This is a genomic window from Pseudocitrobacter sp. 73 (genome assembly GCF_008369545.1).
GTDB classification, from domain to species: domain Bacteria; phylum Pseudomonadota; class Gammaproteobacteria; order Enterobacterales; family Enterobacteriaceae; genus Pseudocitrobacter; species Pseudocitrobacter vendiensis.
This window is the reverse complement of sequence record NZ_VTZO01000008.1, coordinates 125,030-146,386: the sequence shown is the minus strand read 5'-3', so window position 1 is coordinate 146,386 and position 21,357 is coordinate 125,030. Positions and strand designations below refer to the sequence as shown.

The window sequence follows — 21,357 nt, the reverse complement described above, 5'->3', positions numbered from 1 at the left end:
ACAACAGGGCAAGAGTGTGGTTATTAAGGGTTCACAAACGTACGCTTTACGCGGGATGAGCGTTTGAGGTATGGCACAATCAGCGCTGCAGCGGCGAGTGGCAGTAAAAGCTGGCGCAGCGCGATGATGTCGGATACAGGTGCAAATGCAAAGGCCTTTAGCGCCAGCAATAATGAGACCAGTAACCAGATAATATAGTGCTTAGGCACATTTTTACGGCGCTTAAAGAAAGCAATGGTCAGCCACAGCGTGTAATACCACATGGCAATAACGAACGCTAAGGAAAGAATCCAAAGGGCCAGATGCGTGCTGCTTTGTGCTTTTAACAGGCTCAGGATCTGCGGATTAAGCAGGGCGTTAACGAACATCAGCAATTGCAGACTGATGCTGAGCAGCGCAACTAACAACCACGCCAGCGGGCCGAGCAACCATCCACCAATTCGTTCTGCAGAATTTGACGACATTTCGTCTCCTGATTATCAGCGTCAGTTATAAATATGGCGGTGGAGTATAAGCAACTGACGCTGATGATAACAATAGTTACTGCACGTAATGCCAAACGGATTTTGGTACGTGGCCGATATCGAACAAACGACCGCCAGAAACCAGTTCTGCCCGACGGTGATCCGCAGCACGATACATATTGATTAATTCATGGGTGTCGGAAAGTGAATAGTTAAGATGGTCATAAAGTTTTTCGAGATTGTCCAACGAGCTGACTTTACGGAATTTCAATAAATAATCCAGGACGGTCATTTGTAGGTATCCATTTATAATGTTAAATCACGCAGGGCCTGAAGGGGCGCAAAAGCACAACACCGCAAGGGCGCATCGCTAAGTCTGAAAACCAGTTTATCGACACCCGTTTTCGTTAAGAGTTCAGCCCGCAACGGGCATACTCTCTTCAGGACGCTGTAATTATTTGGGTTATAAATGACAAATTCAAGAACAGAAAATGGCGTTATTGATATATCGCAGGAAATGACGTTATCACGAAAAGTGTTTGGGCGCCCCAGGGCGCCCGGAGCGGATTAGCGCACGTTGCCGTGGCTGTTAATCACTTCTTTATACCAGTAAAAGCTTTTCTTGCGCTTACGGGCAAGGTTTTGCTGATGATCGACATAAACAAAACCATACTGTTTTTTGTAACCGTTCAGCCAGCTTAGCAGGTCTATGAACGACCACGGATAATAACCGCGTACATCTGCACCCAACGCAATCGCTTTTTCCAGTGCATCAATATGCATCCTTAAATAATCGATGCGCGGTTGGTCAACGATGTTGCCGTCAACAATCGGATCTTTGGCGCCAAGTCCGTTTTCCGTAATGTAGATGGGGATGTCGCCGTAGCGTTCTTTAATCATCATTATGCCGTCGGTCAACCCTTGCGGCCAAATCTCCCAGTCCCAATCCGTATAAACGCCGTTGGGATTACGGACAAATTTGAACAAGCCTTTAAAGCCAAATTCGCCGCCGCTATTTTTTTCGCCACTATGATTGGACTGGGTAAGCGTCTCGCCCGAATTAGCGGTCACGGTCTCGCGACGGTAGTAATTCAGGCCGATAAAATCGCAGCGATAGTTACGCAATAACTCATCATCGCCAGGCACAAAGCGCGGCACGCCCCACAGCGCCTGCGTTTGGGCAAGAAGTTCCGCCGGGTAGGTGCCTTTCAGCACCGGATCGTAAAGCCAGTGGGTGTGAATGGCGTCAGCCAATTCGCTTGCGGCGGTATCTTCTGGCGAATCAGTGAGCGGCGTATGCGGTTGCAGTACGTTAACAAAGCCAATTTGACCGTCAATGTTCATTTCACGGAAGGCTTTTACCGCCATGGCATGAGCGATAAAGACCTGGTGGCAAGCCTGAATCGCCCGGGCCGGGTCTTTCACCGACGGCGGATGGCTACCGGTAATATAGCCGTGACCGATAAAAACGATAGTTTCGTTAAACGTCGCCCAGAGTTTGACGCGCGAACCGAAGCGGGTGTAGCACAGACGAGCGTACTCTTCGAAGGCTTCCGCCGTTGAACGGACTTCCCAGCCGCCTTCATCCTGCAACGCCTGGGGTAAATCCCAGTGATAAAGCGTAATCATCGGCACAATATTGTGCGCCAGCAGGGCATCAATCAAATCGCTGTAAAATTTAACCCCGGCTTCATTAACCTCGCCACGACCATTGGGTAATAAACGCGGCCAGGAGAGGGAAAAACGGTAGCTTTGCAGGCCCATCTCCGCCATGAGCGCGACATCTTCCTGCATACGGTGGTAGTGGTCTACGGCGACATCGCCGTTGGTTCCTTGATAAGTCGTTCCGGGCAGATGAGAAAACACGTCCCAGATAGACAGCCCTTTGCCATCTTCATCGTGCGCGCCTTCGACCTGATAGGCTGCGGTTGCAGCACCCCAGAGGAAATCTTTTGGAAAAGCAGCCATGAAACTCTCCTTATTTGTGTAATAAGTTGAGTGTAAAGAGGAGAAAGAGGGGGTTGCAACCGGTTTCAGAAACCGGTTACACAGTTGCGATCGCCATCACTGTTCAGCGCGCAGACTTATTTCTTTTGTACCGCCGCAATCGGCTCTGGCGGTTGGTAGTTATCAATGTGATGCGCGATAACAAGAAGAAGAACTGAGACGCTAAGTACGCCCCAACCGATCAGTTCAACGATCCGTGTAAAGACAATAGACATAGTAATTAAGACAGTTTCGACAAAATTAATGATACGGACTAAGATCTTACCTCGCCTGGCGCACAACGCAAGTCTTCAGCCGAAACGATTCATGTCTTCAGCTTTTTTTCCGATAATTACCCCTCTCTGTACACCATAATGTTATTAATCTGTTGTTCATCACCGCAATATGTTGTGAAATAAGAAATCGATTACACGGCGACGGGTGCTTCACCGGGTCGGACAAAAACAGCACAGTTAAGAGGCTATTATGAGTGACAGTATTCGTGTCGGATTAATTGGGTATGGTTATGCCAGTAAAACCTTTCATGCGCCGCTTATCAGCGGAACGCCAGGAATGGATTTGGCCGTGGTGTCCAGTAGCGACGCTGAAAAAGTGAAAGCCGACTGGCCCAACGTCAGCGTGGTCTCTGAACCTAAACATATTTTCGCCGATCCCACTATTGACCTGGTGGTGATTCCTACGCCGAACGATACCCACTTTCCGCTGGCGAAAGCTGCGCTGGAGGCGGGTAAACATGTGGTGGTGGATAAACCCTTCACCGTGACACTGTCACAAGCGCGTGAGCTGGATGCGCTGGCAAAAAGCCAGGGTAAATTGTTGTCAGTGTTTCATAACCGCCGCTGGGACAGCGATTTCTTAACCGTGAAGTCGCTGATTAATGAAGGGCGACTGGGCGAGGTGGCTTATTTTGAATCCCACTTTGACCGTTATCGCCCGCAGGTGCGTAATCGCTGGCGCGAGCTGGCAGGCCCCGGCAGCGGCATCTGGTACGATTTAGGCCCGCATCTGTTGGACCAGGCGGTGAATCTTTTTGGTTTGCCGGTCAGTTTGTCAGTCGATCTGGCGCAACTGCGGCCTGGTGCGCAGGCGACGGACTATTTCCATGCGGTGCTGGTGTATCCGCAACGCCGTGTGGTGTTGCATGGCACGTTGTTGGCTGCTGCTGAAACTGCGCGTTATATCGTGCACGGTTCGCGTGCCAGCTACGTGAAGTATGGCCTCGACCCGCAGGAAGAACGCCTGAAGAACGGTGAACGCCTGCCGCAGGAAGACTGGGGCTACGACATGCGCGATGGTGTGTTGACGCGCGTTGACGGTGAAGATCGTGTTGAAGAGACGCTGCTCACCACACCGGGCAACTACCCGGCTTATTACGCGGCGATTCGTGATGCGTTGAACGGCGCGGGTGAGAATCCGGTTCCGGCAAGCCAGGCCATTCAGATTATGGAATTGATTGAACTGGGGATTGAATCCGCGAAACATCGCGCGGTGCTTTCTCTGACCTGATTAAGGTAATGAAGAACGGGCGCGCAGCACACGCTGTGCGCCCGTTTTTTTATGCGCCTTGTACGCGTGCGCGCAGTGCGGCTTTTTCGGTTTCCGACAGGAAAGCAATTTCAAGCCCGTTGATTTGCGCCTGACGAATTTGCGCTGGCGTCAGCCCGGCTGCCGGTGCTGCAACGCGATATTCATGTTGAATATCAATTCCCTGAACCGCCGGGTCATCGGTGTTGATGCTCGCCAGCACGCCATGTTCCAGGAAGGTTTTCAGCGGATGCTGGGCCAGCGATGGTACGGTGCTGGTCTGGATGTTCGATGTCAGGCAGGATTCCACGCCGATGCGCTGTTTCGCTAAAAATTCCATCAGCGCGGGGTCTTCGACGGCTTTGACGCCGTGACCGATACGTTCTGCGCCCAGCTCCCGAATGGCCTGCCAGATGCTTTCCGGGCCAGCGGCTTCGCCTGCGTGTACGGTAATGCGCAGCCCCGCATCGCGCGCGCGGTTGAAATGGCTAAGGAACAGGCTCCCCGGAAAACCAAGCTCGTCACCCGCCAGATCCAGCGCGGTAATGCCGTCGCGATGCGCCAGCAGGGCATCCAGTTCGCGCAGGCAGGCGGTTTCGCCAAAGGTACGGCTCATGATGCCAATTAATCGCGCCTCAACGTTGAAATCGCGACAGCCTTCACGCACACCAGCGATCACGGCTTCCACTACGCCCTCAACTGGAAGTTGATGCGTCATCGCCATATAGCCCGGCGAGAAACGCAGTTCGACATAGTGCAGCCCGTTGTTGGCGGCATCTTCGATGTTCTCGTAAGCCACCCGGCGACAGGCATCGAGGTCGGCAAGGACTTTGACGCCCCAGTCGAGTTTGCTTAGAAAGCTCACCAGGTCAGGCTCATTACTGGTGACCTGCACATGCGGAATTAATGCTTCAAGGCTGGACGCAGGAAGGGTTAAGTTGTGCTGACGGCCAAGATCGAGAATAGTTTGGGCGCGAATATTGCCATCAAGGTGGCGATGAATGTCAGTGAGGGGGAGCGTAGTATCAATCATGGTCGCACTCTTTATTAGATTAAGTGCGCGCTATTATAAAAACATTTCACTGCAAAAAGCTATTTGCGCAACGAAAAATTATCGTTGCGCAAATTCGTTAACGTAGCGTTTTGATCGCTGCGATCAAACGCTCGACGCCTTGCTCTAATTTGGAACGAGGGCAGCCGGCGTTCAGGCGAATAAAACCGTTACCTTCCTGTCCATAGGTATAACCGGGCATGATCGCCACTTTTTGTTGTTTGATCAACACATCCTGTAGCGCCTGGTCGTCAAGGTTTAATGGACGTAAATCGACCCATGCCAGATACGTGGACTCCGGCATCGCCCAGTTCAGCTCCGGGAATGCGGTATTCAGTGTCTGCGCGATGTAACGCATATTATCCTGTAAATAGCTGCGCAGAGCATCCAGCCACGGCTCGCCTTCGCGGTAGGCCGCAATGTGCGCCACCAGTGCCGGTACCGATGGGGAAGAGAGGCCGTCGCGGCTTTTCAGCGCAAACAGATAATCGTTGCGCGCGGCTTCGTCGGCTATCAAACCATAGGCCCCGGTAAAGGCCGGAATATTGAAGCTTTTTGAACCCGATGTGAACAGCGCCCATGGGCTTCGCGCCACGTCGCACCACGGAGTATGCTGGTGGTTGCCCCACACCATATCCATGTGAATTTCATCGCTGATGACCCGCACACCATGTTTCTCACACAGTTCAGCCATCGTGTTCAGCTCATCGCGCGTCCACACTTTCCCTGTAGGGTTATGCGGGCTGCACAGCAGCAGAATTTTGTTTTGTGACTGCGCCAGGGCCGCTTCCAGCTTTGCCATATCGCAGAACCACTGGTTATCGACTTTCTCCAACGGTACGCTAACAATTGTTCGTTGATTACCGGAAATGGTTTTGAAGAAGGCGTCATACGCAGGCGTATGCACCACAATCCCGTCACCGGGCGCGGACCACTGGCGAATCATCTCTGCCACCATATAGATGACGGATGGCCCATAAACAATACTCTCCCGGTCGATCACGCTATGAAAACGGCGGGCGAACCAGTGCACGATGGCGGGGGGAAACTCATCGTTTTTCCAGCGACTGTAACCAAATACGCCGTGTGCCAGGCGTTGAGTCAGCGCATCAAGAATACAGGGGGCGGTGGCGAAATCCATATCGGAGATGGTGAACGGAAGGAGGTCGGCGTCACCAAAACGGTCGGCAACATAATCCCACTGGGTACACCATGTGCCATGCCGGTCTATCACCGTTGAGAAGTCAAACATGTGAAATCCTTAACTGTTAGCGAGGACGCTATTTTGCCCCTGCGAGCGGCAGGGGCAAAGGGCGTTTTATGCCTGAACGGTATTCATCAGCACCGCAATCTCATCTTTCACGGATTGCACCTGCGGCCCAATCACCACTTGCAGGTTATGCTGGTTAAGCTGTACGACACCAATCGCGCGGTTCGCTTTCAGCGCTTCAACGTCGACTTTTGACATATCCTCGACGGACAAACGCAGGCGGGTGATGCAGTTATCAAGAGAGACAATGTTTTCAGACCCACCGAGTGCCGCCAGGATAGCTGGGGTGTTGTAACCTGATTTACCGATAGTCCCGGTGACTGCTTTTTCGACGGCGCTGCTGCTTTCAATATCACGCCCCGGCGTTTTGATGTTAAAGCGGGTAATGGCGAAGCGGAAAATCGCGTAGTAGGCGACGAACCACACCGCAGCCACCACCGGTACCATATACCATTTGGTGGAGAGGCCGTGCAGAATACCGAAGACCACGAAGTCGATAACGTTGCCGTCAGTGTTGCCAATGGTGACGCCAAGAATCGCCATCATGGTGAAGCCCAGGCCAGTCAGCAGCGCGTGGATAACGTACAGCACCGGTGCGACGAACAGGAACAGGAATTCCAGTGGTTCAGTGGTGCCGCCCACGACGCAGGCAATGACGCCGGAAATCAACAGGCCTTTAATTTTGTGACGGTTTTCCGGGCGAGCACAGTGGTACATCGCCAGTGCCGCACCCGGCAGGCCGCCGAGGAAGGCAGGCATTTTACCCTGCGACAGGAAACGCGTGGCGCTTTCGGAGAATCCGTGGGTGTCCGGGCAGCTTAACTGCGCCTGGAAGATGGTCAATGCACCGCTGACAGAGTGACCGCAGACATCCATTGTGCCGCCCGCTTCGGTAAAGCGAATCAGCGCCACCAGAATGTGGTGCAGACCAAACGGCAGCAGCAGACGTTCACCGGTACCAAAGATCATCGGGCCAAAGTCACCCGCACTGTTAATAACGTGACCCAGCGCGTTGATACCCATCGCGAACACTGGCCAAATCAGCGGGATCACCAGGCCAACCAGCCCCAGGACGACGGTGGTGATAATTGGCACAAATCGGGTACCGCCAAAGAACGCCAGCGCATCCGGCAAGCGGATGGTGTGGAAACGTTCATGCAGCAGCCAGACGATGATCCCGGCGATCACTGCGCCAAGAATACCGGTGTCGATAGACTGAATACCCAGGATATTCTGGATGTTGTTGGCTTTCAGAACCGCGGCATCGGTGGTCGGCAGGATACCTTTAGCCGTCAGCCAGAAGTTGACCGCCAGGTTCATGACCGCGTAACCGACAAAACCGGCGAAGGCGGCAACGCCTTTGTTTTCACGCGCCAGCCCCAGCGGAATGGCGATACAGAACATCACCGGCAGGAAGCTAAACGCGAAAGAACCGACTTTGCTCATCCAGATAAAGAGCGCCTGCAGGAACGGGGTGTCGAGCCATGGCAGAAGCGTGAGGACGTCATGGCTGCTAAGGGAGCTGCCGATCCCCAGCATGATCCCGCAGAAAGACAGCAGGGCGACAGGAAGCATGAATGTCTTGCCAAGCTGTTGAAAGAACTCCCACAATGTGACTTTTTGTGCTGCTCTGGTCGTCATCGAACGACTCCTTGTACAAAAAATGGGTTGAAGATGTTGTGGAGCGCAAGATAAAACGTTTTACCCAATTTTAGTGCGAGAGAAATCACATAATGAAATGATGATAACGTTTATAAAGTATCTTATTAGGTAAAACGTTTTATCGATCACTTAAAAGGAATCGCCAGTCCTTATGGCAATTGCAAAAAAAGTCACGATCAATGATGTCGCTCTGGCCGCTGGCGTATCGGTGAGTACGGTCTCGCTGGTACTCAGCGGGAAAGGGCGGATCTCCAGCGCGACCGGTGAGCGGGTATATCAGGCCATCGACCAGTTGGGCTTTGTGCGTAATCGTCAGGCGGTGTCTCTGCGCGGCGGGCAAACCGGCGTCATTGGGCTGATTGTCGGCTCACTGTCGTCACCGTTTTATGCGGAGCTGACCGCCGGGCTGACGGCGTCGCTGGAATCACAAGGCAAAATGGTTTTTCTGACCCAAAGCGGACGCAAAGGCGAGAACATGCTGGCGCGTTTTGATGCGCTGGTGGCGCAGGGCGTGGATGGCGTGGTAATTGCCGGGGCGGTGGATCAAGCCAGCGAGCTGCGCGAGAAAGCGGACGCGTCGAATATTCCACTGGTGTTCGCTTCTCGTGCGAGTTATCTCGATGAGGTGGATTTAATTCGCCCCGATAACATGCAGGCGGCGCAGGTTGTGACTGAAGATCTCATTCGCCGTGGGCACCAGCGTATTGCCTGGCTGGGTGGGCAGAGCGCGTCGTTAACGCGTGCTGAACGGGTTGGCGGCTATTGCTCAACGCTGATTAAGTACGGCCTGCCGTTTCACAGTGAATGGGTTGTTGAGTGCGAATCCAGCCAGAAGCAGGCGGCTGAAGCCATCACGTCGTTATTGCGCCATAACCCAACCATCACTGCGGTGCTGTGCTACAACAATGTGATCGCCACGGGGGCCTGGTTCGGCCTGATGCGCGGCGGGCGACAAAGTGGTGAAGGCAGCGTCGAGAGCTATTTTGACCAACGCGTTACACTTGCGGCGTTTGCCGAAGTGCCGGAAAGTGCGTTAGATGACGTGCCGCTAACCTGGGTGACTACCCCGGCGCGTGAGATGGGTGAAAGCGTGGCGGAGCGAATTTTACAGCGTATTGAGACCGGGCAGACGTCAACCCGCAATGTGATTATGCCGCCAAGGCTGGTGGCAAGAAAATAGCCCCTCGAATGAGGGGCTACGTGGTTTACTGTGCCGGAGCCGGAGCCGGAGCCGGAGCCGGTTCGCTCGGCGTGACTGGCGGCTGCGGTTCGCTCTCCTGAATGGCTGGCGCCTGCAAACCAAACATTCCCGCAAAGTCGTCCAGCGGCATTTTATTGCCGTTCAGCGTCACCTGGCCGTTAGCGTACTGCAGGCTTGAGGTCACCTGGTTGTCATTCGTGGTGGTCAGACGGAACATCTGCCCCATCGCGGCAAAACCTTTCACCTGCTGGCTGGCCAGTTTCTCAGCTTCTTCCTGCTGATAACCTTCCAGCTTCGCAATCTGGGTCATAAATTCGGTCGCCATATCCATCGGGATAACCAGTTTACCATCCAGCGATTTCACCAGTGTGTCCACTTGCTGCGCCAGCGTTTGCACCGGTTGTGTAGCCTGCGCGGGGTCTTTGAGCAGCAATGACAGATTCAGGCTGGTTTCACCTTTGGCGTTTTTCCAGCTCAGCGGCGCAACGGTAATGGACGGATCGCCTTTCAGCAGCAACGGAAGGGCACTGAAGAACGCTTCGGTAATTTTTTCCTGGTACAGTTCCGGGTTACTTTGCAGTTCTGGCTGAGCCAGCAGTGCCTGCGCCTGCGCATTATACTGTTGGCTGAACTGGTGCCACGCCTGACCATCGATATTGCCGACTTTCAGCGTCAGTTTGCCGCTCCCCATATCCTGACTTTGCAGCTTCAGGCTGTTAACGGCGTAATCGAGCTGGCTGTTCACTTTCTTGCCATCAGCAGAAAGGTCGGATTTGCCATCCAGCGTCATACCTTCCAGAACGGTCAGCTCTTTACCTTCTACAGAAACCGCCACTTTATCGAGGCTGATTTTTTGGTTGCCAATGCGCTCGTCGAAGCTCGCCAGTTTGCTGCTGCCTTCGGTTTTGAGATTATTAAAGGTGAGCTGCACCTTCTGATTGTATTCGTTGACCGCATTGACGAGGCCGCTTTCTGCTTCGCCGGTAAGCGACACGACGTTACCATCACGGTCTGCCGAGAGTTCAAAATCACCGCCGCTGAACGCCACTTTTTCAGCGTCTTTTTCATAGTTCAGCGGTTTGAGATTGATAGCTGAGTGGGTATCTCCGCCGTAACTGATACGGGTATCTACCACAAACGGCGTTTCACCTTTGGCGATATCAAACAACGGTTTGGTCACGTCATTGTTCACCAGAGTGGTATTCACCGAGGCCATAGACGGAACGAGATTAAATCGTTTTAACGCTGCCAGCGGGAACGGGCCGTGGTCAACATCTTCGTTAAACACGACACTTTGGCCCGGTTTGAGCAGGGCTTTATCTGCGCCGGCAATCGGCTTAACCACCATTTTCAGTTGGCTGCTAAAGATGCCGCGCTGGTAATCCTGATAGCTCAGCTCCAGGCCTGCTTCCGGTGCGGTACGTTTCAGTTGGGCATTAGCCTGCGCCACCATGTCCGCAAAACGACTTTCCAGCTGTTTCCCGGTGTACCAGGCCCCACCTGTCCAGATAACCCCTAACGCAACCACAACCCCAACAGCGACCAGCGATTTTTTCATAGTATTTATCCATAAAATGAAACCGGGCGAAATCATATCGCCCGGTTATGTCATAAGGCTGTGTTTAAGATTAGCAAGCCCACGCTAAAACTTCAGTATTTACTTCAGCTTATTATAGACCCGCGCCAGTTTGCCGTTGCCGCTCACCTGAACCGGTGATTCTGCCGCACTGATAAACGCGGATTCACCCGGTTTTAGCGTGAGGGATTCTTCACCCTTACTTAAAATGACTTCGCCTTCCAGACAGAACAAAATTGCCGCACTCTGTTGAGCGATGGCTGTTGGCTGTGCGTTGAGATCGTGCAACGAAAACGCGAAGTCATCGACCGGAATTGGGAAGTCCAGTTCGGAACCGTTTTTCACCGGTTGGGTGAGCAACTCCGCCGCCGGTTTGGCCTCAAACTTCACGTTTGCCACCAGTTCCGGAATATCAATGTATTTCGGCGTCAGCCCGGCGCGCAGCACGTTATCGGAGTTGGCCATCACTTCCAGCGCGGTACCCTGAAGGTAGGCGTGCGGCGTTTCGGCAAACAGGAACATCGCTTCGCCCGGCTTGAGTTTCACCACATTTAGCAGCAGGGGTGAGAACAAGCCACTGTCGTCCGGGTAAAATTCTGAAATGACGCGGATGGTCTGCCACGGCTCGCCTTGCTGGCTCTCCAGCGCGGAGCGCAGGATTGCCAGTGCGCGTGCTTTCTCTTCGCCCTGCATATTCAGCAGGCTGGCGAAAAGGGCGCTCAGACGCTCGCCGCTTGGCTGTTCGAGGAAATGGGCTATGGCGTTATGCGCCCCTGCAACGGGTTGCAACAGTGAAACAATCTCGCTGAATTCGCGAAACGCGTTCATCGCCAGGAAAGGCGTCAGAGCAAAGACCAGCTCCGGCTTATGGTTCGGATCTTTGTAGTTACGTTCAGGCGCATCCATGGCGATACCCGCTGCATTCTCTTTGGCAAAGCCAATTTCCGAGGCGCGTTTATTCGGATGTACCTGAATCGAAAGCGGCTGCGCGGCGCACAGCACCTTAAACAAGAACGGCAGCTCGCCAAAACGATCGGCGACCTTCTGGCCTAAAAGCGTGGCTTTGTCGGCGTCAATCACGTCGCGCAGTGAACGTACGGTTCCCTGATTATCGGTGATTTTTGAGCTGCTCTTAGGATGTGCGCCCATCCAGAGTTCTGCCATGGGCAGATTGTCCGGGTTGGCGATGCCGTAGAGTTCCGTTAACGCACTTTTACTGCCCCAGGCATAGTTTTGCACTGAGTTGATGAGTTTTTGCATTATCAAGCCCTGTATCAATGTGGATTCTTTGGCGGTATTAAAGCAATAAATGCGCTATGGCGTCACCGGAAAAATAAAAAGTCGTACTAGTCTCAGTTTTTGTTAAAAAATTGTGTACGATAAGGTGACTCGCTTTTGAGCCGGGCAAATGGATATGTGCTCTGCATGTTTGCCCTACGAAAACATCACCTGAAGCAGTAAGTGAGAATACAATGTCGAACAAACCTTTTTACTATCAGGATCCTTTTCCACTGAAAAAGGATGAAACCGAGTATTACCTCCTCAGTTCCGATTACGTCAGCGTTGAAGAATTTGCCGGTCAGGAAGTGCTGAAAGTTGACCCGCAAGCCCTGACGCTCCTCGCCAAACACGCTTTCCACGATGCCTCTTTCATGCTCCGTCCTGCGCACCAACAGCAGGTTGCCGATATCCTCAGCGACCCGGAAGCCAGCGAAAACGATAAGTACGTTGCACTTCAGTTCCTGCGTAACTCTGATATCGCCGCTAAAGGCATTCTGCCAACCTGTCAGGACACCGGCACGGCGATTATTGTCGGGAAAAAAGGCCAACGCGTGTGGACCGGCGGCGGTGATGAAGCGGCGCTGTCGCGCGGGGTGTATGACACCTTTATTGAAGATAACCTGCGCTACTCGCAAAACGCCCCGCTGGACATGTACAAAGAAGTGAACACGGGGACCAACCTGCCGGCGCAGATCGACCTCTACAGCGTCGATGGCGATGAATACAAGTTCCTGTGCGTGGCGAAGGGTGGCGGCTCCGCTAACAAAACCTATCTTTACCAGGAAACCAAAGCGCTAATCACCCCGGCGAAACTGAAAAATTATCTGGTTGAGAAGATGCGTACCCTGGGTACAGCGGCCTGTCCGCCGTATCACATAGCGTTCGTCATTGGCGGTACTTCTGCCGAAACGACGCTGAAAACCGTGAAAATGGCCTCGACCAAATATTACGATGGCCTGCCGACGGAAGGGAACGAGCACGGCCAGGCGTTCCGCGATATCGAACTCGAAAAAGAGTTGCTGATTGAAGCGCAAAACCTTGGCCTGGGCGCGCAGTTCGGTGGCAAATACTTTGCTCACGATATCCGCGTGATCCGTCTGCCACGTCACGGCGCATCCTGCCCGGTGGGTATGGGCGTCTCCTGTTCGGCTGATCGTAACATCAAGGCCAAAATTAACCGTGACGGGATCTGGATTGAAAAACTGGAGAGCAACCCAGGGAAGTACATTCCGGAATCGCTGCGTAAAGCGGGCGAGGGCGAAGCGGTAAAAGTTGACCTGAATCGCCCGATGAGCGAAATCCTCAAGCAACTGTCGCAATATCCGGTTTCCACGCGTTTGTCGCTTTCCGGCACCATTATCGTAGGGCGCGATATCGCGCACGCGAAACTGAAAGAGCGCATGGACAGCGGTGAAGGCCTGCCGCAGTACATTAAAGATCATCCGATTTACTACGCTGGCCCGGCAAAAACGCCGGAGGGTTATGCCTCGGGTTCACTTGGCCCGACCACCGCAGGGCGTATGGATTCCTACGTTGACCAACTCCAGTCGCACGGCGGCAGCATGATCATGCTGGCAAAAGGCAACCGTAGCCAGCAGGTCACGGACGCATGCCACAAGCACGGCGGTTTCTACCTGGGCAGCATCGGCGGCCCGGCGGCGGTGCTGGCGCAAAGCAGTATTAAGAGCCTGGAATGTGTGGAATATCCTGAACTGGGGATGGAAGCCATCTGGAAAATTGAAGTTGAAGACTTCCCGGCATTCATCCTTGTCGATGATAAGGGAAATGATTTCTTCCAGCAGATTCAGGCCTCACAATGCACCCGCTGCGTGAAATGAGTTAGCCGCCCTACGGGGCGGTGAAGCTGATGGCAAACGCAATATTGCCTGATGCGCTACGCTTATCAGGCCTACAGGTTTTCTGCAATCTGTTAAATTTGCATAATTTTGTAGGCCGGATAAGGCGTTTGCGCCGCATCCGGCAAAACAACGCGCACGTTGTCAGCAATCTGATCGCCCCACGAGGCGGTTCTTTACCATCAAAGACGTAAAACCTTCCATAATTAAAACCTGGTTTGCATGAGCAATGTCACTTCACAATCACTTTGTAATCAAGGAGAAAGTAATGACAACGACACGCCGCGAGAATGATTCAATGGGCCCCATTGATGTGCCTGCTGATAAACTGTGGGGCGCACAAACCCAACGTTCGCTGGAGCATTTTCGCATCTCTACGGAGAAAATGCCGGTCTCGCTGATCTCCGCTCTGGCGCTCACCAAGCGTGCAGCGGCGAAGGTAAACCAGGATTTAGGCCTGCTGTCGGCGGATAAAGCAGAGGCCATTATCCGCGCGGCGGATGAGGTGCTGGCAGGCAAGCATGTTGATGAGTTTCCGCTGGCTATCTGGCAAACCGGTTCTGGTACGCAGACCAACATGAACATGAATGAGGTACTGGCTAACCGCGCGAGCGAACTGCTGGGCGGCGTGCGTGGTATGGAGCGTAAAGTTCATCCTAACGACGATGTAAACAAAAGCCAGAGCTCAAACGATGTATTCCCGACGGCAATGCATGTCGCGGCGCTGATTGGCTTGCGTGAACATCTGATCCCACAACTCAATGCGCTAAAAGAAACGCTGAAGCAGAAATCAGATGCCTTCCAGGATATCGTCAAAATTGGCCGTACCCATCTACAGGACGCCACGCCGTTAACGCTGGGACAAGAATTCTCAGGCTGGGTGGCAATGCTGGAACACAACCTGAAGCATATTGAGCTCAGCCTGGCGCACGTCAGCGAGCTGGCGCTGGGGGGTACGGCGGTCGGTACCGGGCTGAATACGCATCCTGAATATGCGGTACGCGTGGCGAAAGAACTGGCGGAGTTTACCCATCAGCCGTTTATCACTGCGCCCAATAAATTCGAAGCGCTCGCCACCTGTGATGCACTGGTTCACGCCCATGGCGCGTTGAAAGGCTTAGCGGCGTCGTTGATGAAAATCGCCAACGATGTGCGCTGGCTGGCGTCTGGCCCACGCTGCGGTATCGGTGAAATTGCTATTCCAGAGAATGAGCCTGGTTCTTCCATCATGCCGGGTAAAGTCAACCCGACTCAGTGTGAAGCGATGACTATGCTGTGCTGTCAGGTGATGGGCAACGATGTCGCCATCAACATGGGCGGGGCATCGGGCAACTTTGAACTGAACGTCTATCGTCCAATGATCATTCATAATTTCCTGCAATCAATTCGCTTGCTGGCAGACGGCATGGAAAGCTTTAACGAGCACTGTGCGGTGGGCATTGAACCAAATCGCGAGCGTATTAATCAGTTGCTCAATGAATCGCTGATGCTGGTTACCGCGCTCAATACGCATATTGGCTATGATAAAGCCGCTGAGATCGCCAAGAAAGCGCATAAGGAGGGGCTCACGCTCAAAGCCTCCGCGCTGTCATTGGGTTACCTAACGGAAGCCGAGTTTGACAACTGGGTTCGCCCGGAAGCCATGGTTGGCAGCATGTCTGCGAAAGCTTAATCGGTCGCCAGCCACAGGTGCAGCCGCGGTATAATCAACTGTAGCGGCTGCGCCTGCGGTTTATGGCGATACTGTACGTTATCTGCATCATAGTTTAGCAACTCGCCTAAATCGGGCACGCTGACGGCACCTTGCCCGGAAACTAACGCAATTAGCGGTGCAGGGCAGGCATACTGCACCTGTTTTTGTTCTCCCGCATACCACACGCGGGCAATCGGTTGTACCTTCACTGGCCGTTTAATTTTGAGCCGTGCCTGTTGTGGCAGCGCCGCCACGTCCTGATACTCCCGCTCCAGCTTCGCCTGCCACTGTTCGCGCGTCCACGGCGGGACGGCGCGCGGCGATTGCAGGCTTTTTTCCAGCTGAGCCAGCACCTCATCGCGGGTTAAATTCTTGATGATATGTTTATTTGCCCAGCCGAATCGTATGGTGCTGGGGTCATCAAGCAAAGTCAGCGTGCGGTAGGCATTGAGGGTGATAAGCCCCGGTAGATGACGATGTACCCAGTCAAAGCGGGCGACAGAAGGGAGTCCGGAATCCACGGTTATGATCTTCTCAAACGCGGCTTTAAGGGCATTCACGCGCAAAATTCGCTCGCGCAGTGCTTCATGTTGTGACGTTGTCACTTGAAGGCAAATGGCACCCGGAAGCCGCACGGCGGCCTTACTGCTGCGGGTTTCCGACTGCTGCTGGATAAACATGTGCCCAAAGTGCGACAGCGCCATGGCCAGCGCCGTTTTACCAATATGCTGCACGACCTGAATTTCCGAAAGCGGGGCGTGCTCGTCCTGTTTACGGACCTCCGGCAGTTCAAAAATGCGGGCGGCCAGCAAACGGCATTCGGCGAGTTGTTCGCGCACTGCGAGCAATTCACGCTCAAGCTGACGAAATGTGCTGGTCAGCCGTTCAACAAGATCATAGTCAGCCATTTTACTACCTTAGTTACAACATACTTTTTGATTTTAGCACTATAGCCGGGTATCAGGCTCCGTGCAAATCAGCGTCAGGTAGCGGGGGGAAAGGTGATGTGATGATAAACGGGCCAATGAAAGCTGAAGTTCGCGCCGCCCAGTTCGCTCGCGTCGCAGCGAACCTCACCGCCCATTGCCACCGCAATGGAGTGCACAATTGCTAGACCTAAACCGCAGCCGCCGGTGGCACGATCGCGGCTGGGGTCAAGGCGAACAAACGGCTCAAAAACACGTTCCCGTTCTGAGGGGGCGATACCAGGGCCATCATCTTCTACGCGTAAACAGGCACGGCTGCCCTCAAGCATCAGGCTGATGTGAATCTGCTTCTTGCTGTAACGCAGGGCATTGTTGATCAGATTATCCAGCACGCGCTCCACCAGGCGCATATCCAGTGCGCCATAGTCACCGGGCATCAGTTGCTTCACCGAAAGTGTACGCTCGGGCGTGACAGCCTGAACATCTTCTACATGCGATGCAATCCAGACGGGCAGATTTGGCGTGGTAAGAGACAGCTCGGTTTGTGGGCGGTCCAGGCGGGCGTAGGTCAGCAGTTCTTCAATCAGCGCTTCCAGTTGGCTAATATCGCGATTCAGCGCCTGAGATTCACTTGCGCTCAGGTTTTCACTCATCTCCAGACGATAACGCAACCGTACCAGCGGCGTACGCAGTTCGTGGGCGATCCCGTCGATAAGCTGTTTCTTACTGGCAATCAGCGCGTTGATATTATCGGCCATCTGGTTAAAGGCCACGCCTAAGCGCTCAAAGCTCGACGTACTGTCAAAATGGATGCGTTCGCCAAGATGGCCCTCGCCAAAACGCTGCGCGGCGCTCTCGAGGCGCAACATATCCTGCCAGTGCGGGCGCATCCAGATAAATACCGGGAAGGCCAGTGAGATGGCAATAAACGCCATTAGCGCCACATCGAACAGACGCATCTCATGCAGAAAATAGAGATAGGGCACCGGGCCGACCGCCAACACATAATGGCTGCGAGGAATACGCTGAATGAAGGTGTACTGATCGTCGAGCGCGACGATATCGCCTTCGCGCAGGTGTTTCATCGACACTTCAGCGAGGTGGAATTTATTAAGTGGCTCAATGCGCAAATCAAAGGAGAGGTTAAGATCCAGCTCTTTTAACGTTTTACTCCAGTCACGCGGCGGGATTTCGCGCAGTTCGCTACGCATCAGATAAAGCGAGCTTTTCATCAAATCGTCCAGCGATTGTCGGCCTGCACGTTCCGCAGTGAATTTATACACCAGCCCAACCAGCATGGTCATCACCAGAAAGCAGACAAACAGTAGAAGGTAAAACTGCACGAACAGTTTTTTCACGATCGGTTATCCCAGGCGTGTGGGGCAAACAAATAGCCTTTATTGCGGACCGTTTTAATCCGATAAGGTTCTGTCGCGCTATCCAGCAACTTTTTACGCAGCCGTGAAATCGCCACGTCAACGCTGCGGTCCATGCCATCGTAGCTGACCCCACGCAGGTTTTTCAACAGCGCGTCGCGGTCCATAATTTGCCCCGCATGTGTCGCAAGCTCCCACAGCAGGTCAAAATCGGCAGTAGAAAGCGCAATGGATTCACCGCTCAGTTCGACCTGACGGTTAACCGGGTCGATGGACAACGTGCCAAAGCTGATCGCTTTATGCGCCGTCATAGCGGGTTGTGGGGCAATTCCGGCAGCGGAAGGCGCATGCTGGCGCAGATGCAGACGTACGCGAGCGAGCAACACGGCGGGCGGTGTCGTTTTCAGGATGTAATCGCTGGCACCCATTTCAAGCGCCAGAATGTGGTTCATATCGCTGTCGAGCGAGGTGAGCAAAACGATCGGGCCCAGATACTGACCGCGCAGGTCACGGCAAAGCGTCATGCCATCTTTACCGGGTAGCATAATATCCAACAGAACGAGATCGGGTTGCTCTCGGGCAATGGCTGCTTCGGCAGTATCGCCGCGCGGTTCGACCACAACATCCATATCGTGCTTTGCCAGATACGCGGCGATCAGGGCGCCAACGTCTGGATCATCCTCTACGAAAACGATCTTGTTCATGTGCTCAGATGTGCTTAAAAGAATTAACATACACCCGCAGTGCGTAGCCTTCCATTAATCATTCATAAACAACATAAATTCAGCTATGCTGCGAACACATCTTGTTGGTTGGCTGAAGAAAAATGGCACTGCTGATTAAGGCGCTGTTGGGGGCGCTGGTGGTCTTGCTGATAGGGATTTTGGCAAAAACAAAAAATTACTACATTGCCGGGTTAATCCCGCTGTTTCCTACCTTTGCGATGATCGCGCACTACATTGTCGCCACCGAGCGTGGCACAGAAGCGCTGCGCGCCACCATTGTTTTCGGCATGTGGTCAATCATTCCTTACTTTATCTATTTGCTGTCGCTGTGGTATTTCACCGGTTTTATGCGACTGCCCCTGGCGCTGGCCGGGGCGGTGGTGTGCTGGAGCCTGAGCGCCTGGCTGTTAATTTTGGTCTGGAGCCGCTTCCATTAAGCAAGCGGTCGACCGCCGTCGACGGCAAAGGTGCGCCCGGTCACGTAGCAACTGGTGAGCAGGTAATCGACCAGATCGATAATCTCTTTCTCGCCAGGGGCGATTTTCATCAGAGATTTATTCAGTGCCTGCTGGCGATACGCTGCGTCGTCGGTGTCATTAAACAGGATCAGCGACGGCGCGATGGCATTCACTTTGACTTCCGGCGCCAGTTTTTTGGCAAACGAACGGGTCATATTGTCGAGCGCCGCTTTGCTGGCAGCGTAAGCGATATGCTTATCGCTGCCGCGTTCCACCACGTAATCGGTAAAGTGAATAATATCGCTGGCAGCGTGTCCATGACCACGCAGCAGGCTTTCCAGCGCATGGTTCAGCAGATAAGGGGCATTAACGTGTACCTGCATCATGGCGTGCATCACGTCGCTTAGTGGCTGGCGAGGGCTTTCGGGTACCCATGCGCTGGCGTTGTGAATCACCGCGCGCAGGCCGCGACAGCTTTTTTTGACCTCTTCGGCAAAAGCGATAATACCGCCATCGGTCGAAAAATCAGCCTGGATACACTGCGCGCCGGCTTTCTCCAGCACATCAATGGCAGGAAGGTGGGTTCGGTAGCTGACAATCACCGGTTGCTGCTGATTGAGCAAGTGGTGGGCCAGCGCCAGGCCGATGCGACGGCCTGCGCCGGTAATGAGAATGGGGCGCGAAAGCGTCTCTCCCATCGTCGTCTCCTTATCGTTTAACGATGGGGTACGTCGTTTACCCCACCAATAACCATGTCGCCGGAATAGCGGCAATCAGTAATAAGCCAATCAATGCCAGTTCGCGACGTTTCAACAGCACATTATCGACATGGGTGCGGCGTGCGTAGATAAATACCAGCAACCCCGGCGCGTAGAGCACAACGGATAACAGCAGATGCATCGGCCCTGAAGCATACAGTAACCATAAGCCATAAATGCACGCGCCGATACCCACGGCTTTATGCAGCGGTCGGGTGGCAATTTTCAGCAGGAACGCGCCAACGAGGAAATAGGGTACCAGAATCATCTCGGAGGCGATGGTCAGCAGTGTATTGTAATCAGAGCCTGTCAGCCAGATCAGCACCAGGCTGACCTGCACGCTGATGTTGGTCAGCCAAAGTGATGCCGACGGCGCATTGTTGGCGTTCTGACGGGCAAACACGCGCGGGAAAGCTTTGTGCGTCGCGGCCAGCAGCGGCACCTCCGCCGCCATAATCGTCCAGCTCAGATAAGCGCCGCAAACGGAAACAATCAGCCCGGCAGCAATGACGATTTCGCCCCATGAGCCCATCATTTTTACCATCAACCCCGCCATCGATGGGTTACGCATCTCGGCCAGTTCCGGGCGCGCAACCACGCCCAGCGACAGCAGCGTCACCAGCAGATAAACCCCGAGAGCGGAAAGGACCGCCAGCAGCGTGGCGCGACCCACATCCTTTTTGTTACGCGCGCGCGCAGAAACCACCACTGCGCCTTCCACACCGATGAACACCCACAGGGTGATGAGCATGGTATTTTTCACCTGCTCCCACACCGGTACGCCCAGCTCCACGCCGGTAAAATCAAGGGTGAACGTGTCCATTTTGAAGGCTATAGCGGCGAGAACGATAAATAGCCCGAGCGGTACCAGTTTTGCCAGCATCGCGACAAGATTAATGCCCGCCGCCGTTTGTACGCCGCGCAATACCAGAAAGTGAACGATCCACAGCAGAACCGAGGCACCGACGATCGATTGCCAGGTATTGCCGTCACCAAAGAGGCGAAGTTCAGGGGTATCGGTAAAGAAACTCAGCGCAGAGAAGACGATAACCAGATAGGAGACGTTAGCGATGACCGCACACAGCCAGTAACCCCATGCAGAGCAAAAACCAATCAGTTCACCGAAGCCTTCGCGGGCGTAGGTAAAAATGCCGCCATCCAGGTCAGGGCGAATACGGGTCAGGATTAACATCGCAATCGCCAGAAACAGGATCCCAACGCCGGTAATAGCCCAGCCAATAAGCAGCGCAACCGGACTGGCGACGCCCGCCATATTCTGTGGAAGGCTGAAAACACCCGCGCCGAGCATGGAGCTTAAAACGAGGGCGGTCAGGGCGCTAAGGCCGAGTTTCTTTTCCATGAGGATCCTGTTGTAAACGACATCAAAGCAGAATATTTATTTGGCGAAATCGCATAAACATGGAAGATTGCGCCAGGCGCGGGATTTTACGGAGTGTGGGGAATGCATGCAATGAGTTCAGACGTAAAAGCGTAAAAAAGGCGGCAAGCGCCGCCTTTCTGCACAACCA

At 53.7% G+C, this 21,357-nt stretch carries 19 protein-coding genes; 5 read left to right on the top strand and 14 right to left on the bottom strand.

Annotated elements, in window-relative coordinates; genetic code table 11:
• Positions 1-23: 23 nt before the first annotated feature.
• The 4 genes from F0Q32_RS07915 to blr form a co-directional block, all read right to left on the bottom strand.
• Positions 24-464, bottom strand: a complete 441-nt coding sequence (locus tag F0Q32_RS07915; RefSeq protein ID WP_149462612.1) for a DUF2569 domain-containing protein — start codon at positions 462-464, stop codon at positions 24-26.
• Positions 465-540: 76 nt separating this feature from the next.
• Complete coding sequence (ydgT, locus tag F0Q32_RS07910) at positions 541-756, bottom strand: transcription modulator YdgT (RefSeq protein WP_149462611.1); 216 nt, start codon at positions 754-756, stop codon at positions 541-543.
• Positions 757-1,031: 275 nt separating this feature from the next.
• A complete protein-coding gene (locus F0Q32_RS07905; protein WP_149462610.1) occupies positions 1,032-2,432 on the bottom strand; it encodes a GH1 family beta-glucosidase in 1,401 nt (466 codons plus the stop codon).
• A 116-nt stretch (positions 2,433-2,548) separates the two neighbouring features.
• Positions 2,549-2,686 carry a division septum protein Blr gene (gene blr / locus F0Q32_RS07900; protein WP_015964285.1) on the bottom strand — a complete coding sequence of 46 codons (138 nt, stop codon included), beginning with the start codon at positions 2,684-2,686 and terminating at the stop codon, positions 2,549-2,551.
• 250 nt (positions 2,687-2,936) lie between these two features.
• Between blr and F0Q32_RS07895 the strand changes: the two genes are divergently transcribed.
• Positions 2,937-3,977, top strand: coding sequence for an oxidoreductase (locus tag F0Q32_RS07895; protein ID WP_149462609.1), 1,041 nt, complete (start codon positions 2,937-2,939; stop codon positions 3,975-3,977).
• 49 nt (positions 3,978-4,026) lie between these two features.
• Here the strand turns inward: F0Q32_RS07895 and add are convergent, their stop codons facing one another.
• The 3 genes from add to malX all read right to left on the bottom strand — a co-directional run bounded on the left by add (position 4,027) and on the right by malX (position 7,957).
• Positions 4,027-5,028 carry an adenosine deaminase gene (gene add, locus F0Q32_RS07890; RefSeq protein WP_149462608.1) on the bottom strand — a complete coding sequence of 334 codons (1,002 nt, stop codon included), beginning with the start codon at positions 5,026-5,028 and terminating at the stop codon, positions 4,027-4,029.
• Between the two features lie 97 nt (positions 5,029-5,125).
• Complete coding sequence (locus tag F0Q32_RS07885) at positions 5,126-6,298, bottom strand: MalY/PatB family protein (protein ID WP_149462607.1); 1,173 nt, start codon at positions 6,296-6,298, stop codon at positions 5,126-5,128.
• Positions 6,299-6,364: 66 nt separating this feature from the next.
• Positions 6,365-7,957 (bottom strand): maltose/glucose-specific PTS transporter subunit IIBC, encoded by a 1,593-nt coding sequence (gene malX / locus F0Q32_RS07880; protein ID WP_149462606.1) that lies wholly within the window; start codon positions 7,955-7,957, stop codon positions 6,365-6,367.
• Positions 7,958-8,129: 172 nt separating this feature from the next.
• Here malX and F0Q32_RS07875 point away from each other — a divergent pair, with 172 nt between their 5' ends.
• Positions 8,130-9,158 (top strand): Mal regulon transcriptional regulator MalI, encoded by a 1,029-nt coding sequence (locus tag F0Q32_RS07875; protein ID WP_149462605.1) that lies wholly within the window; start codon positions 8,130-8,132, stop codon positions 9,156-9,158.
• Positions 9,159-9,183: 25 nt separating this feature from the next.
• Here the strand turns inward: F0Q32_RS07875 and F0Q32_RS07870 are convergent, their stop codons facing one another.
• Together F0Q32_RS07870 and manA are read right to left on the bottom strand one after the other, a co-directional pair.
• Positions 9,184-10,737, bottom strand: coding sequence for a YdgA family protein (locus tag F0Q32_RS07870; RefSeq protein ID WP_149462604.1), 1,554 nt, complete (start codon positions 10,735-10,737; stop codon positions 9,184-9,186).
• Between the two features lie 99 nt (positions 10,738-10,836).
• Entirely contained in the window at positions 10,837-12,015 is a 1,179-nt protein-coding gene (manA, locus tag F0Q32_RS07865) for a mannose-6-phosphate isomerase (RefSeq protein ID WP_149462603.1), read from the bottom strand.
• Between the two features lie 212 nt (positions 12,016-12,227).
• Between manA and fumA the strand changes: the two genes are divergently transcribed.
• Together fumA and fumC are read left to right on the top strand one after the other, a co-directional pair.
• Positions 12,228-13,874, top strand: coding sequence for a class I fumarate hydratase FumA (fumA, locus tag F0Q32_RS07860; RefSeq protein ID WP_149462602.1), 1,647 nt, complete (start codon positions 12,228-12,230; stop codon positions 13,872-13,874).
• Between the two features lie 286 nt (positions 13,875-14,160).
• Entirely contained in the window at positions 14,161-15,564 is a 1,404-nt protein-coding gene (fumC, locus tag F0Q32_RS07855) for a class II fumarate hydratase (protein ID WP_149462601.1), read from the top strand.
• On the opposite strand, the gene tus is transcribed toward fumC, so the two are convergent.
• The 3 genes from tus to rstA all read right to left on the bottom strand — a co-directional run bounded on the left by tus (position 15,561) and on the right by rstA (position 18,591).
• Positions 15,561-16,493 (bottom strand): DNA replication terminus site-binding protein, encoded by a 933-nt coding sequence (gene tus / locus F0Q32_RS07850; protein ID WP_149462600.1) that lies wholly within the window; start codon positions 16,491-16,493, stop codon positions 15,561-15,563. The genes fumC and tus overlap by 4 nt on opposite strands.
• A 74-nt stretch (positions 16,494-16,567) precedes the next feature.
• A complete protein-coding gene (gene rstB / locus F0Q32_RS07845) occupies positions 16,568-17,869 on the bottom strand; it encodes a two-component system sensor histidine kinase RstB (protein ID WP_149462599.1) in 1,302 nt (433 codons plus the stop codon).
• On the bottom strand, positions 17,866-18,591 hold the full coding sequence (gene rstA / locus F0Q32_RS07840) for a two-component system response regulator RstA (RefSeq protein ID WP_149462598.1): 726 nt from the start codon (positions 18,589-18,591) through the stop codon (positions 17,866-17,868). Before rstA ends, rstB begins: the two co-directional genes overlap by 4 nt.
• Before the next feature lie 122 nt (positions 18,592-18,713).
• Here rstA and F0Q32_RS07835 point away from each other — a divergent pair, with 122 nt between their 5' ends.
• The gene (locus F0Q32_RS07835; protein WP_149462597.1) at positions 18,714-19,049 is read left to right on the top strand and encodes a GlpM family protein; all 336 of its coding nucleotides are present in this window, start codon (positions 18,714-18,716) and stop codon (positions 19,047-19,049) included.
• Here the strand turns inward: F0Q32_RS07835 and folM are convergent.
• Positions 19,046-19,768, bottom strand: coding sequence for a dihydromonapterin reductase (gene folM / locus F0Q32_RS07830; protein ID WP_149462596.1), 723 nt, complete (start codon positions 19,766-19,768; stop codon positions 19,046-19,048). The genes F0Q32_RS07835 and folM overlap by 4 nt on opposite strands.
• A gap of 37 nt (positions 19,769-19,805) precedes the next feature.
• Positions 19,806-21,188, bottom strand: coding sequence for an amino acid permease (locus F0Q32_RS07825; RefSeq protein WP_149462595.1), 1,383 nt, complete (start codon positions 21,186-21,188; stop codon positions 19,806-19,808).
• Positions 21,189-21,357 lie beyond the last annotated feature (169 nt).

What these genes read in the sequence shown, in the direction of transcription:
- F0Q32_RS07895 (WP_149462609.1), top strand. Translation starts at nt 2,937, where the DNA reads ATGAGTGACAGTATTCGTGTCGGATTAATTGGGTATGGTTATGCCAGT.
- F0Q32_RS07835 (WP_149462597.1), top strand. Translation starts at nt 18,714, where the DNA reads ATGGCACTGCTGATTAAGGCGCTGTTGGGGGCGCTGGTGGTCTTGCTG.
- F0Q32_RS07905 (WP_149462610.1), bottom strand. Translation starts at nt 2,432, where the DNA reads ATGGCTGCTTTTCCAAAAGATTTCCTCTGGGGTGCTGCAACCGCAGCC.
- F0Q32_RS07870 (WP_149462604.1), bottom strand. Translation starts at nt 10,737, where the DNA reads ATGAAAAAATCGCTGGTCGCTGTTGGGGTTGTGGTTGCGTTAGGGGTT.
- fumA (WP_149462602.1), top strand. Translation starts at nt 12,228, where the DNA reads ATGTCGAACAAACCTTTTTACTATCAGGATCCTTTTCCACTGAAAAAG.
- fumC (WP_149462601.1), top strand. Translation starts at nt 14,161, where the DNA reads ATGACAACGACACGCCGCGAGAATGATTCAATGGGCCCCATTGATGTG.
- F0Q32_RS07875 (WP_149462605.1), top strand. Translation starts at nt 8,130, where the DNA reads ATGGCAATTGCAAAAAAAGTCACGATCAATGATGTCGCTCTGGCCGCT.
- F0Q32_RS07885 (WP_149462607.1), bottom strand. Translation starts at nt 6,298, where the DNA reads ATGTTTGACTTCTCAACGGTGATAGACCGGCATGGCACATGGTGTACC.
- F0Q32_RS07915 (WP_149462612.1), bottom strand. Translation starts at nt 464, where the DNA reads ATGTCGTCAAATTCTGCAGAACGAATTGGTGGATGGTTGCTCGGCCCG.
- ydgT (WP_149462611.1), bottom strand. Translation starts at nt 756, where the DNA reads ATGACCGTCCTGGATTATTTATTGAAATTCCGTAAAGTCAGCTCGTTG.
- F0Q32_RS07825 (WP_149462595.1), bottom strand. Translation starts at nt 21,188, where the DNA reads ATGGAAAAGAAACTCGGCCTTAGCGCCCTGACCGCCCTCGTTTTAAGC.
- add (WP_149462608.1), bottom strand. Translation starts at nt 5,028, where the DNA reads ATGATTGATACTACGCTCCCCCTCACTGACATTCATCGCCACCTTGAT.
- rstA (WP_149462598.1), bottom strand. Translation starts at nt 18,591, where the DNA reads ATGAACAAGATCGTTTTCGTAGAGGATGATCCAGACGTTGGCGCCCTG.
- malX (WP_149462606.1), bottom strand. Translation starts at nt 7,957, where the DNA reads ATGACGACCAGAGCAGCACAAAAAGTCACATTGTGGGAGTTCTTTCAA.
- manA (WP_149462603.1), bottom strand. Translation starts at nt 12,015, where the DNA reads ATGCAAAAACTCATCAACTCAGTGCAAAACTATGCCTGGGGCAGTAAA.
- tus (WP_149462600.1), bottom strand. Translation starts at nt 16,493, where the DNA reads ATGGCTGACTATGATCTTGTTGAACGGCTGACCAGCACATTTCGTCAG.
- folM (WP_149462596.1), bottom strand. Translation starts at nt 19,768, where the DNA reads ATGGGAGAGACGCTTTCGCGCCCCATTCTCATTACCGGCGCAGGCCGT.
- blr (WP_015964285.1), bottom strand. Translation starts at nt 2,686, where the DNA reads ATGTCTATTGTCTTTACACGGATCGTTGAACTGATCGGTTGGGGCGTA.